The sequence below is a fragment of the Paracoccus sp. NFXS7 genome, from assembly GCF_040148865.1.
Classification (GTDB): domain Bacteria; phylum Pseudomonadota; class Alphaproteobacteria; order Rhodobacterales; family Rhodobacteraceae; genus Paracoccus; species Paracoccus marcusii.
Genome location: NZ_JAKEKV010000004.1, coordinates 61,369 through 74,401, shown reverse-complemented (window position 1 = coordinate 74,401; position 13,033 = coordinate 61,369). Strand labels below are relative to the sequence as shown.

General features: G+C 67.5%; 16 protein-coding genes. 5 read left to right on the top strand and 11 right to left on the bottom strand.

Going from position 1 to position 13,033, the window contains the following annotated elements:
- The 11 genes from LZ686_RS08825 to LZ686_RS08775 form a co-directional block, all read right to left on the bottom strand.
- The gene (locus LZ686_RS08825; protein ID WP_349547543.1) at nt 1–825 is read right to left on the bottom strand and encodes a hypothetical protein; all 825 of its coding nucleotides are present in this window, start codon (nt 823–825) and stop codon (nt 1–3) included.
- Nucleotides 822–1,136 carry a hypothetical protein gene (locus LZ686_RS08820; RefSeq protein ID WP_194885350.1) on the bottom strand — a complete coding sequence of 105 codons (315 nt, stop codon included), beginning with the start codon at nt 1,134–1,136 and terminating at the stop codon, nt 822–824. Before LZ686_RS08820 ends, LZ686_RS08825 begins: the two co-directional genes overlap by 4 nt.
- Before the next feature lie 4 nt (nt 1,137–1,140).
- Complete coding sequence (locus LZ686_RS08815; protein ID WP_052715122.1) at nt 1,141–1,509, bottom strand: hypothetical protein; 369 nt, start codon at nt 1,507–1,509, stop codon at nt 1,141–1,143.
- Nucleotides 1,509–3,311 carry a succinate dehydrogenase flavoprotein subunit gene (gene sdhA / locus LZ686_RS08810; RefSeq protein ID WP_349547542.1) on the bottom strand — a complete coding sequence of 601 codons (1,803 nt, stop codon included), beginning with the start codon at nt 3,309–3,311 and terminating at the stop codon, nt 1,509–1,511. Before sdhA ends, LZ686_RS08815 begins: the two co-directional genes overlap by 1 nt.
- A gap of 7 nt (nt 3,312–3,318) precedes the next feature.
- Nucleotides 3,319–3,708 (bottom strand): succinate dehydrogenase, hydrophobic membrane anchor protein, encoded by a 390-nt coding sequence (locus tag LZ686_RS08805; protein ID WP_349547541.1) that lies wholly within the window; start codon nt 3,706–3,708, stop codon nt 3,319–3,321.
- A 7-nt stretch (nt 3,709–3,715) separates the two neighbouring features.
- Nucleotides 3,716–4,108 (bottom strand): succinate dehydrogenase, cytochrome b556 subunit, encoded by a 393-nt coding sequence (gene sdhC, locus LZ686_RS08800; RefSeq protein WP_045999430.1) that lies wholly within the window; start codon nt 4,106–4,108, stop codon nt 3,716–3,718.
- Between the two features lie 245 nt (nt 4,109–4,353).
- Entirely contained in the window at nt 4,354–5,388 is a 1,035-nt protein-coding gene (locus LZ686_RS08795; RefSeq protein WP_349547540.1) for a MaoC family dehydratase, read from the bottom strand.
- A complete protein-coding gene (locus LZ686_RS08790; protein WP_045999432.1) occupies nt 5,385–5,591 on the bottom strand; it encodes a DUF1737 domain-containing protein in 207 nt (68 codons plus the stop codon). The genes LZ686_RS08795 and LZ686_RS08790 overlap by 4 nt, the downstream gene beginning before the upstream one ends.
- Nucleotide 5,592: 1 nt before the next feature.
- Complete coding sequence (locus tag LZ686_RS08785; protein WP_349547539.1) at nt 5,593–6,144, bottom strand: NnrU family protein; 552 nt, start codon at nt 6,142–6,144, stop codon at nt 5,593–5,595.
- Between the two features lie 42 nt (nt 6,145–6,186).
- Nucleotides 6,187–7,029 carry an HpcH/HpaI aldolase/citrate lyase family protein gene (locus LZ686_RS08780; RefSeq protein WP_349547538.1) on the bottom strand — a complete coding sequence of 281 codons (843 nt, stop codon included), beginning with the start codon at nt 7,027–7,029 and terminating at the stop codon, nt 6,187–6,189.
- 82 nt (nt 7,030–7,111) lie between these two features.
- Entirely contained in the window at nt 7,112–7,852 is a 741-nt protein-coding gene (locus tag LZ686_RS08775; RefSeq protein WP_349547655.1) for a sulfite exporter TauE/SafE family protein, read from the bottom strand.
- Between the two features lie 166 nt (nt 7,853–8,018).
- Here LZ686_RS08775 and mdh point away from each other — a divergent pair, with 166 nt between their 5' ends.
- From mdh to LZ686_RS08750, 5 genes are all read left to right on the top strand, one after another.
- The gene (gene mdh / locus LZ686_RS08770; protein WP_045999436.1) at nt 8,019–8,981 is read left to right on the top strand and encodes a malate dehydrogenase; all 963 of its coding nucleotides are present in this window, start codon (nt 8,019–8,021) and stop codon (nt 8,979–8,981) included.
- A gap of 67 nt (nt 8,982–9,048) precedes the next feature.
- Entirely contained in the window at nt 9,049–10,218 is a 1,170-nt protein-coding gene (locus LZ686_RS08765; RefSeq protein WP_349547537.1) for a hypothetical protein, read from the top strand.
- A gap of 185 nt (nt 10,219–10,403) precedes the next feature.
- Nucleotides 10,404–11,597 (top strand): ADP-forming succinate--CoA ligase subunit beta, encoded by a 1,194-nt coding sequence (gene sucC, locus LZ686_RS08760; protein WP_127898268.1) that lies wholly within the window; start codon nt 10,404–10,406, stop codon nt 11,595–11,597.
- A gap of 81 nt (nt 11,598–11,678) precedes the next feature.
- Nucleotides 11,679–12,563: a succinate--CoA ligase subunit alpha gene (gene sucD / locus LZ686_RS08755; protein WP_045999684.1), complete on the top strand. Its 885-nt coding sequence runs from the start codon at nt 11,679–11,681 to the stop codon at nt 12,561–12,563.
- A 65-nt stretch (nt 12,564–12,628) separates the two neighbouring features.
- A complete protein-coding gene (locus LZ686_RS08750; protein ID WP_349547536.1) occupies nt 12,629–13,009 on the top strand; it encodes a hypothetical protein in 381 nt (126 codons plus the stop codon).
- Nucleotides 13,010–13,033: the final 24 nt, after the last annotated feature.

The window sequence follows — 13,033 nt, the reverse complement described above, 5'->3', positions numbered from 1 at the left end:
TCAGAGAGTGCCTTCGGACGGCACATGGGCCGCAAACAGGGGTTGCGACCGGGCCACCAGATCGGCCACCCGGTCGCGGGCATGAGGGTTCAGCGCCAGCCCGTTCAGGCGGCGCAGGAATTCGGTGGCGCCGGGCGTCAGACGCTCCATCGCGCGGGATTCCAGCGGCGGCAATGCGTCCAAACGCGCGTCAGGGACGCCCGCCAGCGACAGCAGCTGACGGCCGGGACGATCGGCGTCCGCCTCGTCCTCAAGCCGCAGCCGGGTAACGGGAACAGTCGACAGCGCGTCGTCCAACCGCCACAGCAGGTCGCCCCATCCGGGCAGTTCGGACGTCTGCGCGCGGAATTCGGGCAGCGTCAAGGCATAGCCGTCGGTGCGCACGGCCTGCGCCCAGACCGATGGAAGCCACGCCGTCATCCGACGGGTATAGATCACGACATGCGGAGCAAAGCCGCGATCGGCCGCGACCTGCACCAGCGTCGCCAGCATCGCGGGCAGTGCCGGGAACAGACGGGTCTCTCCGCCGTTGCCGGGCATCGCACCGGCCAGATTCTCATGGGACAGGATCACCGGGCGGTCGTCGTCCGGCAGACCGTCCAGCACCGTCTCGAATGCCGCGACCAGCGTGGCGCGGTGATCATCGTCGGGTGCAAGGCTGCATGCGATGGCCGCACGTCCAAGCGGACGCATCGGCGTCCCCTCCTCGGGCGTGCGGATCACGACCGCGTCCGCCAGCGCCGGGGCCGAACGGCGCAGGAACCGCTGCAGGCTGGTGGTGCCGGTCTTCTGGACGCCGACATGCAGGAACAGCGGACGGCTCACCGCGTCCCCCGCCAGCCGGGCTGGTCGGCCAGCGCGCGCTCGGGCATCTGGCCCGACCGGCGCTGGACGCAGCGGTTGAAGACGTCGGACGGATCGCGGCCGCGGATGTAGTCGCTGCTGATCTCCAGCTCGACGCTGCCGAAGCCGCGCGTTCCCCCCGACCCCGAGCCGACGCCCATCGCGATGCTGCCGCGGGGGCGTTCGGCCATTTCGGCGTCGCGCAGGCAGCTTCGTTCGGCCTGGTCCACCGGGACCGGACCGCAGGCCGCCACCACAGGCAGCAGACCCACGAAGATTGCCCGCGCGATCATCAGATCACGCCGTGCGCGCCGCGGCGGCGATGCACTGCGTCGTCGCCGGACGCGACACGATCGCGGCCACGCTGTCGGCGGTGCCGGTCACGCCCGAACGCGACATCTGCGCGATGTCGATCAGCTCGGCGGTCGAGGCGTTGTTGACCACGCAGTCGGTATAGGGCGTGACGTTGACGCCCGGCAGGCGGCGCTGCATCTCGCTGTCGACGACGTTGCGGGCGATCTGGCGCGACGCCGCGTCCAGCACGGTCGGCGCGGGCGCGACGCCGGGGGCGGTCGGCACGGCGGGGCCGGTCATGGGGACCGGGGCGACGCAGCCCGCCAGGGTGGCGGCGGCAATGCCGAAAGCGGCGATGAGATTGAAGCGCATCAGTAAACCCTTTTCTTCGGAGCGATCTTTTGCAGGTCGATCCCGCCTTCCTCGGCCGTGGTCAACGGCTCCAGGTGGACGGGGCGGTAGGCCAGTTTAACCTTGTTCCCATCGACCCAGGCAAGCGAATGCTTGCGCCAGTTGGCGTCATCCCGCTCAGGGTAATCCTCGTGCGCATGGGCGCCGCGGCTCTCCTTGCGGGCCTCGGCCGCGACGATCGTTGTCAGGGCGTTGGGCATCAGGTTCGTCAGCTCCAACGTTTCCATCAGGTCCGTGTTCCAGATCAATCCGCGATCGGTAACCTTGATGTCATCCATCTTGCCCGCGATGCCCTCCATCTTGACCACGCCCTCGGCCAGGGTCTTGTCGGTGCGGAAGACGGCAGCATCCAGCTGCATCGTGCGCTGCATCTGGTCGCGCAGCTCCGCGGTGGCCATGGTGCCTTTGGCATGGCGCAGCCCGTCGAAACGGTCCAGCGCGCGGTCGACCTCGGCCTTGTTGGTTGCGGGAACGGCACCGGCACGGTCCACGACCTCGCCGGCGCGGATCGCGGCGGCGCGGCCGAACACCACCAGGTCGATCAGGCTGTTCGACCCAAGACGGTTCGCACCATGCACCGACGCACAGCCAGCCTCGCCCACGGCCATCAGGCCGGGGAAGATCGCATCGGGATTTTCTTCCGTCGGCGCAAGGACTTCGCCCCAATAGTTCGTGGGAATTCCACCCATGTTGTAGTGAACCGTCGGCAGGACCGGGATCGGCGCACGGGTCAGATCGACACCGGCAAAGATCTTGGCGCTTTCACTGATGCCGGGCAGGCGCAGGTCCAGCGTCTCCGGCGGCAGGTGCATCAGGTTCAGGAAGATGTGGTCCTTGTCGGGACCGACGCCGCGACCTTCGCGGATCTCCATCGTCATGCAGCGGCTGACGACGTCGCGGCTGGCCAGGTCCTTGTAAGTGGGCGCATAGCGCTCCATGAACCGCTCGCCTGCCGAGTTCGTCAGGTAACCGCCTTCGCCCCGCGCGCCTTCGGTGATCAGGCAGCCCGAGCCATAGATGCCGGTCGGGTGGAACTGCACGAATTCCATGTCCTGCAGCGGCAGGCCCGCGCGGGCGACCATTCCGCCACCGTCGCCGGTGCAGGTATGGGCGCTGGTCGCGCTGAAATAGGCACGGCCATAGCCGCCGGTCGCCAGCACCACCATCTTGGCGTTGAAGACGTGCATCGTGCCGTCGTCCAGCTTCCAGCAGACGACGCCGGTGCAGCGGCCATCGGTGATGATCAGGTCCAGCGCGAAATATTCGATGAAGAACTCCGCGTTGTTCTTCAGCGACTGGCCGTACAGGGTGTGCAGGATGGCGTGGCCGGTGCGGTCGGCCGCGGCGCAGGTGCGCTGGACCGGGGGGCCTTCGCCGTATTCGGTGGTGTGACCGCCGAAGGGGCGCTGATAAATGCGCCCGTCCTCGGTCCGGCTGAACGGAACGCCGTAATGCTCAAGTTCGTAGACGGCCTTGGGGGCCTCGCGCGCCAGGTATTCCATGGCGTCGGTGTCGCCCAGCCAGTCCGACCCCTTGACGGTGTCGTACATGTGCCACTGCCAGCTGTCGGGGCCCATGTTGGACAGCGACGCGGCGATGCCGCCCTGAGCCGCCACGGTATGCGACCGCGTCGGGAACACCTTGGTCACGCAAGCCGTGCGCAGCCCCTGTTCGGCCATGCCGAGCGTCGCGCGCAGACCCGCGCCGCCGGCCCCGACGACGACCACGTCATAGTCATGAACGATTGTTTCGTAAGCTGCCATGTCGTCCTCAGATCGCGGGAAGGGTGAAGGCCATCTTGGCCAGCGCAAAGATGGCGGCGGCGATCACGCCCCAGCCAAAGATCGCGATGGCGACCATCGTCAGTTGCTGGGCGGTGCCGTGGACATAGTCCGCGATCGCCCCGCCCTGAGAGCCCCTGATGAAATGGATCATGCCCACGATGACGAACAGCGCGGTGATGATGCCGGGAAAGGGTCGGCCGAAATGGGCCACGACCTGATCCTGGGGCAGGCCGATGGCGCCGCCCACGGCGATCAGGAACAAGGGCGTCAGCACGATCAGCGCATAGCTGCTCATCGTGATGTTCCAGTGATGCGCGGTGCCGGCGCGGGCAGAGCCCAGACCCTGGGCGGCCTTGCGGGGGGTGATGTAACGCATGATGCCCTCAGCCGATGAAGAAGATGATCAGGCTCAGCACGGTCAGCGCGACCGAACCGATGATGATGGCCCAGGAGCCGCGCTTGGCCTCGTCGATCTCAAGGCCCAGGCCGTTGTCGTAGAACAGGTGACGCACGCCCGACAGGGCATGGAACCACAGCGCCCAGGTCGAGCCGGTCATGATCAGGAAGCCCAGCCAGGACCGCAGGACCCAATCGGCCGTGGCGAAGGCGCCGGGGCTGCTAACCGCGGCGACCAGCCACCAGACCAGCAGCAGGATGCCCGCCGACAGCGCGTGCCCGGTGATGCGCGTCAGGATCGAGGTGACCGCGGGGATCGGCAGGCGATAGACCTGAAGATGGGGGGAAAGGGGCCGGTTGCCCCGGTTCACGTCGGCCATCGGCGGCCCTCCTTTGTCGGTTCAGCTTGTCCCGTCGCAGGGGCCCGGAAGGGACCGGGCTGGCCGCGCGGGCTGGCGATTGGTGCCGTTCTTGACGCTACAGATGCCATCTGTCATCCGCAGATACCACCCCGCGCGCGCAAATGACGCGGAAATGGGGCTTTGTGATCACAGGCGCGGCGGCTGTGATCACAGGTTTCCCGCCGTTAGCGGCGGACATCGAAACGTCGCGACTCGACGCGCCGTCACACCGGCATCAGCGCCCAATAGTCCAGATCCAGCAGCACGTCCGGCAGATACTTGCCCTGATCGTCGCGCAGCGTGCCGGCCAGCGCGCCGTTCCGCGTCGCGACCAGCCGCAGGCGGATCGCGCCGACGCCCGGCGCATCCGTCGGCGCACGGTCCAGGACCTGGGACCAGGCGCGCACCGTATCGCCGGCGAAGCACGGATTGGCATGCGCGCCGGCGTTCAGCGCCACGATCATCTGCGCGTTGGCCAACCCGTTGAAGGACAGCGCGCGCGCCAGGCTGATGACATGGCCGCCATAGATCAGCCGCCGCCCGTCGGGACGATGCGTGGCGTCGAAATGCACCTTGGCCGTGTTCTGCCACAGGCGGGTGGCCAGCATGTGCTCGGCCTCCTCGATGGTGACGGTGTCGACATGGTCGATGACCTCGCCCACGGCATAATCGCCCCACCGGTGCCGTTCCCCTGCCAGATCAAAGTCGTATTCGGCAAAGCTCAACCCTTCCGGCACGATCAGGTCGGCTGGATCGACGCTGTCGGCCAGATCGGGAACCACCGCCTCGGGCGCGGGGGACTGGGGGTCGCGCTTGCGGACCATGACCCACCGGACATAGTCCAGCACGACCTCCTCGACCTGGTTCAGGCCCTGGGTCCGCACCCAGACCACGCCCGACTGGCCGTTGGAGTTCTGCCGCAGGCCGATCACCTGGCTTTCGGCGCGCAGCGTGTCGCCGGGCCAGACCGGCCGCAGCCAGCGCCCTTGGGCGTATCCCAGATTGGCCACCGCGTTCAGGCTGACATCGGGCACCGTCTTGCCGAAGACCGTGTGAAAGGCCAGCAGATCGTCCAGCGGGCTGCCGTCCAAACCACAGGTGATCGCGAATTCGTCCGACGAATACAGCGCGTGCCGCGCCGGATACAGCGCGTGGTACAGCGCCCGTTCGCCTTCCGCCACGGTGCGGGGCACGGCGTGGCGGATGGTCTGGCCGACGGTGTAATCCTCGAAGAACCGGCCGGGATTGGTCTTGGTCATTGCTGTCCCAGCTTCATGTCGGGGTGGTATTCGGCCTCGATCTCCTTGGTGACGGCCTGCCCCATGCGCATCACGCCCTTGATCGGGTCATGGGCCATGGACGGGCTGCCGTGCAACGACCAGCCCTTGGACAGGGCCTCGCTGACGCGGTGGCAGAACTTGGACGTGTCGTCGTCGGTGATGCAGCGATAGATCAGGGGCATGTCAGGCTCCTCCGAAGGGCCAGGGGCCGATCCAGCCGTGGATCAGGCCGATCACGATCATGACGATGACGGCGCCGACGGCGGCCATCGCCTCCTTGCGGGCGGGGAAGGGTCCGGTCGGGCGGACCCAGGGGCTGGCGCGGTTGATCGCCACCATCTCGACGAAGGACCAGGCCAAGAGGCCGCCGAACAGGATGAAGGACGGCGTGTCGCCGTTCACCAGCAGATGCGCCGCCGCCCACAGGGCAAAGCCCCACAGCATCGGGTGGCGCGTCATCGCGGTCACGCGGGTCTTCATGCCGCTGGCCGCGAACAGATAGAGGGCCACCAGGACCAGCAGGTTGTTGATTCCCACCAGTGCCGGGTTCGGCCCCCAGAAGAACGCGCCCTCGGCCCCGCGATAGCCGATGACCATCAGGATGATCGACAGGACCAACAGGCCCGTGACCATGCCCTTGCCCCGCTCGCCCATCGAGGCGCGGCTGGCGGGGGCCACCCGCTTGTAAAGATGCGCCGCCCACCACAGGGCCACGCCTAGGATCAGGATCAGCATCTGGCTTTCCTCTTGCTGGAGCTTGTGGCGCGCAGACTGCCCTTATTGCGCCATGGCCGCAATCGCCTGCGCACGGTCCAGCGTCTGGCGCGCGGTGGCGACGTGCAGGTTCTCGACGATGCGGCCATCGACGACGGCCACACCCTGCCCCTGCGCGGTGGCTGCATCAAAGGCCTCGATCTGGCGGCGGGCCAGGGCGACCTCCGCCTCGGTGGGCGCGAAGGCTGCGTTGGCGATCTCCAGCTGGGCGGGGTGGATCAGGGTCTTGCCGTCGAACCCCATGTCGCGGCCCTGTTCGCATTCCGCGCGCAGGCCGTCATCGTCCTTGAAGGCGTTGAAGACGCCGTCGACGATCACCACCCCATGCGCCTTGGCCGCCAGCAGGCACAGCCCCAGCCCGGCCATCATCGGCAGGCGGTCGGCGCGAAAGCGGCTGCCCAGATCCTTGGCCAGGTCGTTCGTGCCCATCACCATCCCCGCCAGCCGCGGATGCGCCGCGATGGCGGCGGCGTTCAGCATGCCCAGGGGCGTCTCCATCATCGCCCAGAGCGGCGTGTCGGGGATCAGCGCGGCCACGCGGTCCAGATCGTCCGGGCCGTCCACCTTGGGGACCAGCACCGCATCGATGTCCAGCCCGGCGCAGGTGCTGGCATCGTCCACGCCCCATGTCGTGGACAGCGCATTGATGCGCGCGATCCGCGCGCGGGGGCCGTAATCCTGGGTCAGGGCCTGGGCCAGCGCATCGCGCGCGGTGGCCTTGGCATCAGGGGCCACGGCATCCTCGAGGTCAAAGATGATCGCGTCGGCGGCAAGGCCGCGGGCCTTTTCCATCGCACGGGCATTGGCAGCGGGGATGTACAGAACCGAGCGGTAGGGACGAGCCATGAGAAACCTCCGGGCAACAATGTTGCGCCTTGGTGCCGCGTTGCGCCATATATGGCAAGCGAAAAATGCCGCACTGCGGCGATCAGCCCGCCAGCCCCTGCCAGATAAGCCGCAGCGACACCGCCAGCAGGCCCCAGGTGATCAGCCGATAGAACAGCGCGGGTGGAATGATCCGCACCAGCCGCAGCCCCACCCAGACCGCCGCCAGCGACACCGGCATCAGCACCGCCGCCGTGGCCAGGTTCGCCGGCGACAGTTGGCCCAAGGCGGCATAGGGGATCAGCTTGACCCAGTTGCCGATGGCAAAGAACCAGGTCGTCGTGCCCGCATAGATCAGCGGCGACAGACGCAAAGGCTGGGCATAGACCTGCCACAGCGGCGCGCCCGCATGGCTGACGAAGCTGGTGTAACCCGCAAGCCCGCCCCAGATGGTGGCCGCCCTGCCCCGCGCGGGCCGGGGCACGGCGTCCAGTGCCGGCCGGATCAGCGCGTTCAGCGCGAATCCCAACCCGATGACCCCCACGATCAACGTGACGCCCCGCACCGGCACGACGCTGGCCGTCGCCCAGCCCACCGCGATTCCCGCCATCGCCCCGGGCAGCGCCAGCATCAGCACGCGCCGGTCCAGGTTGCGGCGGAACGCGATCAGCCCGCCCACGTCGGACACCACGTAGATCGGCAGCAGCAGCCCCGCCGCCTGCACCGGCGACATCACCAGCGACATCAGGGGCACGCTGATGATGCCCACCATCGCCAGCCCGCCCTTGGACAGGCCCACGGCGATCGCCGCGATCACGGCCAGCGCCCAGCCCGCGCCCGACAATTCCAGCATGGGCCTCTCCCTGCACGACGTGCAATCTGTGGCCCGTGGCGGGGATGAAGACAAGTGTTAGCACAACCATGCCACCCGGCCGTGGGACCGTCTTGCGATTCCTTGCGCGACCGCTTACCCCTGCCGCAACTTTTCACCACCCAATCGGAGGTTATCCATGGCCCGACCCAAAATCGCACTGATCGGTGCGGGGCAGATCGGCGGCACGCTGGCGCATCTGGCCGCGATGAAGGAACTGGGCGACGTCGTCCTGTTCGACATCTCGGAAGGCACGCCGCAGGGCAAGGCGCTGGACATCGCGCAATCGGGCCCGTCCGAAGGATTCGACGCCCGCATGAAGGGCGCCAACGATTATGCCGACATCGCCGGCGCCGACGTCTGCATCGTGACCGCGGGCGTTCCGCGCAAGCCGGGCATGAGCCGCGACGACCTCTTGGGCATCAACCTCAAGGTCATGAAATCCGTGGGCGAGGGCATCGCCAAGCACGCCCCCGACGCCTTTGTGATCTGCATCACCAACCCGCTTGACGCGATGGTCTGGGCGCTGCGCGAGTTCAGCGGCCTGCCCCACAACAAGGTCTGCGGCATGGCCGGCGTGTTGGATTCGGCGCGCTTCCGGCACTTCCTGTCGCTGGAGTTCAACGTGTCGATGCGTGACGTGACGGCCTTCGTGCTGGGCGGCCATGGCGACACGATGGTGCCGCTGACCCGCTATTCAACCGTGGCCGGCATCCCGCTGCCGGACCTGGTCAAGATGGGCTGGACCACGCAGGAGAAACTGGACGGCATCGTTCAGCGTACCCGCGACGGCGGCGCCGAGATCGTGGGCCTGCTGAAGACCGGCAGCGCGTTCTATGCCCCCGCGACCAGCGCCATCGAGATGGCCGAGGCCTATCTGAAAGACCAGAAGCGCGTCTTGCCCTGCGCGGCGCATGTGGACGGTGCCTATGGCCTGAAGGGCATGTATGTCGGCGTGCCGACCGTGATCGGCGCCGGCGGCGTGGAAAAGATCATCGACATCAAGCTGGACCGCGACGAACAGGCGATGATGGACAAGTCGATCGAGGCCGTGAAGGGTCTGGTCGAAGCCTGCAAGGGCATCGATTCCTCGCTGGCCTGATCTTCGCTTGCGAAATCCCGGAACGGCGCGCCATGATCGGCGCGCCGTTTCCCGTTTCAGGTGTGCCATGCGCTGCCTTCTTGCTGTCCTGTCGCTGCTTGCCGCGCCCGCCCTGGCGCAGGAGACGTCGGCGCTGATCGCGGACCGGGGCCTGATGGGGGCACGAACGCAGCTGCTGGCGCAGGCGCCCTCGGCCGACCGCGACCTGGCCATCGCCGCGACACGGTTCCTGGGCGGGGTCGAGGCCGCGTTCCAGGCCCGCCACCGGATCGGCGCGACGGACCCGCTGGTGCCCCTGCCGCTGCTAGGGGCGACGCTGCCGCCGAACCCCGATCCGCAACCGATGACGGCCGATTTCGTCACCGCGATGATGCGCGACCTATCGCAGGCCATGCAGGACACCCGCGACGCCCTGCCCGACGGCCCCGCGACGCTGACCCTGGACGTGCGCGACCTGTGGCTGGACGTCGACGGCGACGGCACGCGCGGTCCGGCCGAGGATCTGGCGGCGCTGTCGGGCCTGCCTTTGCCCGAAGGCCTAGCTGTGGTGCGGTTCGACACCGCCGACATCCATTGGCTGCGTGCCTATACGCATCTGATCGACGGGGTGGCGACGCTGATCCTGGCCTTCGATCCCGAACCCGCGCTGGCGCAGCGGATCGCGCTGGATGCGGCGCTGGCCGAACAGTTTGCCCAACCGCCCGGCCAGATGGCCCGCGCGCCCAATTTCGACATACAGGCCCGCGCCTTCGGCCCGATCGTGGACCGGGTGGCGGTGGTGATCCAGACGCTGCGCCGCCAGCCCGACCCTGCGCTGACCCGCGCCGCGGGGGATCATCTGCGGGCGATGGTCGCCGCCAACCGCGTCTTCTGGACCGAGGTCGCGCAGGAGACCGACGACGACCGCGAATGGATTCCCAACGATGCCCAGCAGGCGGCGCTTGGCTTTGCCCTGCCGCCGGAGACGGGGTCGATGTGGCTGGCGATCCTGGACGAGGTCGACCAGGCACTGGCCGGCCGGATGCTGATCCCCTTCTGGCGCTTTGCCCCCGGACATGGGGTCGACCTGGCGATGTGGCTGGACGATCCGCGCCCGGTCGATGTGGCGGACTGGGTCCAGGGCACCGCCGCCCTGCCCTATGCCCGCCCCGGCCTGACCGTCGGGCGCGACAACTGGGACCGGTTCCTGAACGGCTTTCAGGGCCAGGCGGGGCTTTACATGCTGCTCCTGAACTGACCGCGGCGCGCGAATCAACCTGCTTGCGCTATCGGCGCGGATGTTTGTGATCACGGCAAATCTGGCTGTGATCACATTCGGCGGCTTCCCGCCGGTTTTCGGCAATTTACGGGGAATTCGTTTCTGTGTGCCCTTCATGCGTGGCACAAGGCCCCAAATCTGTCGAACCGAATGAGGGGGTCGAGATGAACATCCACGAATACCAGGCCAAGGCGCTGCTGCGTCAATACGGCGCGCCCGTCAGCGAAGGCCGCATCGTGATGAAGGCCGACGAGGCCAAGACCTGCGCCAGCGAGATGGACGGTCCGCTGTGGGTCGTCAAGGCGCAGATCCACGCCGGTGGCCGTGGCAAGGGCCATTTCACCGAGGCTGCGGCCGGTGAGAAGGGCGGCGTCCGCCTGGCCAAGTCGGTCGAGGAAGCCGAGGAGCTGACCCGCCAGATGCTGGGCCGCACCCTGGTCACGCACCAGACCGGACCGGCCGGCAAGCAGGTCAACCGCATCTATATCGAGGACGGCAGCGACATCGCGCGCGAGCTGTACCTGGCGCTGCTGGTGGACCGCCAGACCTCGCGCGTCAGCTTCGTCGCCTCGACCGAGGGCGGCATGGACATCGAGGAAGTGGCCGAGCACACCCCCGAGAAGATCGTCAGCTTCAGCGTCGATCCGGCGTCGGGCCTGTCGGATTTCCACGGCCGCCGCGTGGCCTTTGCCCTGGGTCTGGAAGGCCAGCAGGTCAAGCAGTGCGTGGCCCTGGTCAAGAACCTGTATCGCATGTTCATCGAGAAGGACATGGAGATGCTGGAGATCAACCCGCTGATCGTCACGCCCGAAGGCCAGATCAAGTGCCTGGACGCCAAGATGGGCTTTGACAACAACGCGCTCTATCGCCAGCCCGACATCATGGCGCTGCGCGACGAGACCGAGGAGGACAGCAAGGAGCTGGCCGCCTCCAAGTTCGACCTGAACTACATCGCGCTGGACGGCGAGATCGGCTGCATGGTGAACGGCGCAGGCCTGGCGATGGCCACGATGGACATCATCAAGCTGTTCGGCGCCGAGCCCGCCAACTTCCTGGACGTCGGCGGCGGCGCCACGACCGAGAAGGTCACCGAGGCGTTCAAGATCATCACCAGCGACCCGAACGTCAAAGGCATCCTGGTCAACATCTTCGGCGGCATCATGCGCTGCGACATCATCGCGGAGGGCATCATCGCCGCCGTGAAGGAAGTCGGTCTGCAGGTCCCGCTGGTCGTCCGCCTGGAAGGCACGAACGTAGAGCTGGGCAAGGAGATCATTGCCAACAGCGGCCTGAACGTGATCGCCGCCGACGACCTCAAGGACGGCGCCGAGAAGATCGTGAAAGCGGTCAAGGGCTGATCCATCCGGGCGCGCGGGTCACGCGCGTCCTCCTCTGGAACATCGCGGTGCGTCTGGCGCCGCTTACGCAAGGAGGCCATGATGGCCGTTCTCGTCGACAAGAATACCAAAGTCATCTGCCAGGGGATCACCGGATCCCAGGGCACCTTCCACACCGAACAGGCGATCGCCTATGGCACGCAGATGGTCGGTGGCGTGACGCCGGGCAAGGGCGGCACGGATCACCTGGGCATGCCCGTCTTCAACTCGGTCCACGAGGCCGTGGCCAAGACCGGTGCCAATGCGTCCGTGATTTATGTCCCGCCCCCGTTCGCGGCGGATTCGATCCTGGAAGCCATCGACGCGCAGATCCCGCTGATCGTCTGCATCACCGAAGGCATCCCGGTGCTGGACATGATGCGCGTCAAGCGCGCGCTGGCCGGGTCGCAGTCGCGCCTGATCGGGCCGAACTGCCCCGGCATCATGACCCCCGACGAATGCAAGATCGGCATCATGCCGGGCAGCATCTTCCGCCGCGGGTCGGTGGGCGTCGTGTCGCGTTCGGGTACGCTGACCTATGAGGCGGTCAAGCAGACCTCGGACGTGGGCCTGGGCCAGTCCTCGGCGGTCGGCATCGGCGGCGACCCGATCAAGGGCATGGAGCATATCGACGTGCTGCAGATGTTCCTGGACGATCCCGAGACCGAGTCGATCATCATGATCGGCGAGATCGGCGGATCGGCCGAGGAAGAGGCCGCCGAGTTCCTGGCCGAGCAGAAGCGCAAGGGCAAGTGGAAGCCCACCGCGGGCTTCATCGCGGGCCGCACCGCGCCTCCGGGCCGTCGCATGGGCCATGCCGGCGCGATCGTGTCGGGCGGCAAGGGCGACGCGGAATCCAAGATCGAGGCCATGAAGAAGGCCGGCATCATCGTCGCCGACAGCCCCGCGGGCTTGGGCGAGGCCGTGCTGAAGGCGATCAAGGGTTGATGATTTGACAGTCCGCCCCCCGGTACCCACCTGTTGGGGGGCGGATTGACGCAAAGGGAAAGACCGTGGACCAGCAGGCAGGCCAACGCGACATGACAGCATCCGCACCCCGCGCGGGCCGGTGGCTGTCGCTTGTGGCGCTGCTGGGCCTTGCGGGCTGCGGGGACAGGATGACCAACGACATCCTGCCCGGCGGCATCCCGGCGCGCACCAACCTGCACCAGGCCAGCGGCCTGCCGCCGGAATCGGTGCGCACCGTCTCTCGTCGGGATTTCGGGTGGCGGGTGATCTATCGCCCCGCCTATGCCCCGCCGAATGCCGAAAGCCGCACCGCCGTCGCGCTGTGCGGCCTTGAACGTCGGGCCCCGCTGCGGATCCAGCAGCAGCCCCGGCTTGACCCGACCGCCGATCCCGGCGCCCGCATCTTCGACATCTACTGCGCCTGATCCAACCCATATTTGCCCTGAACG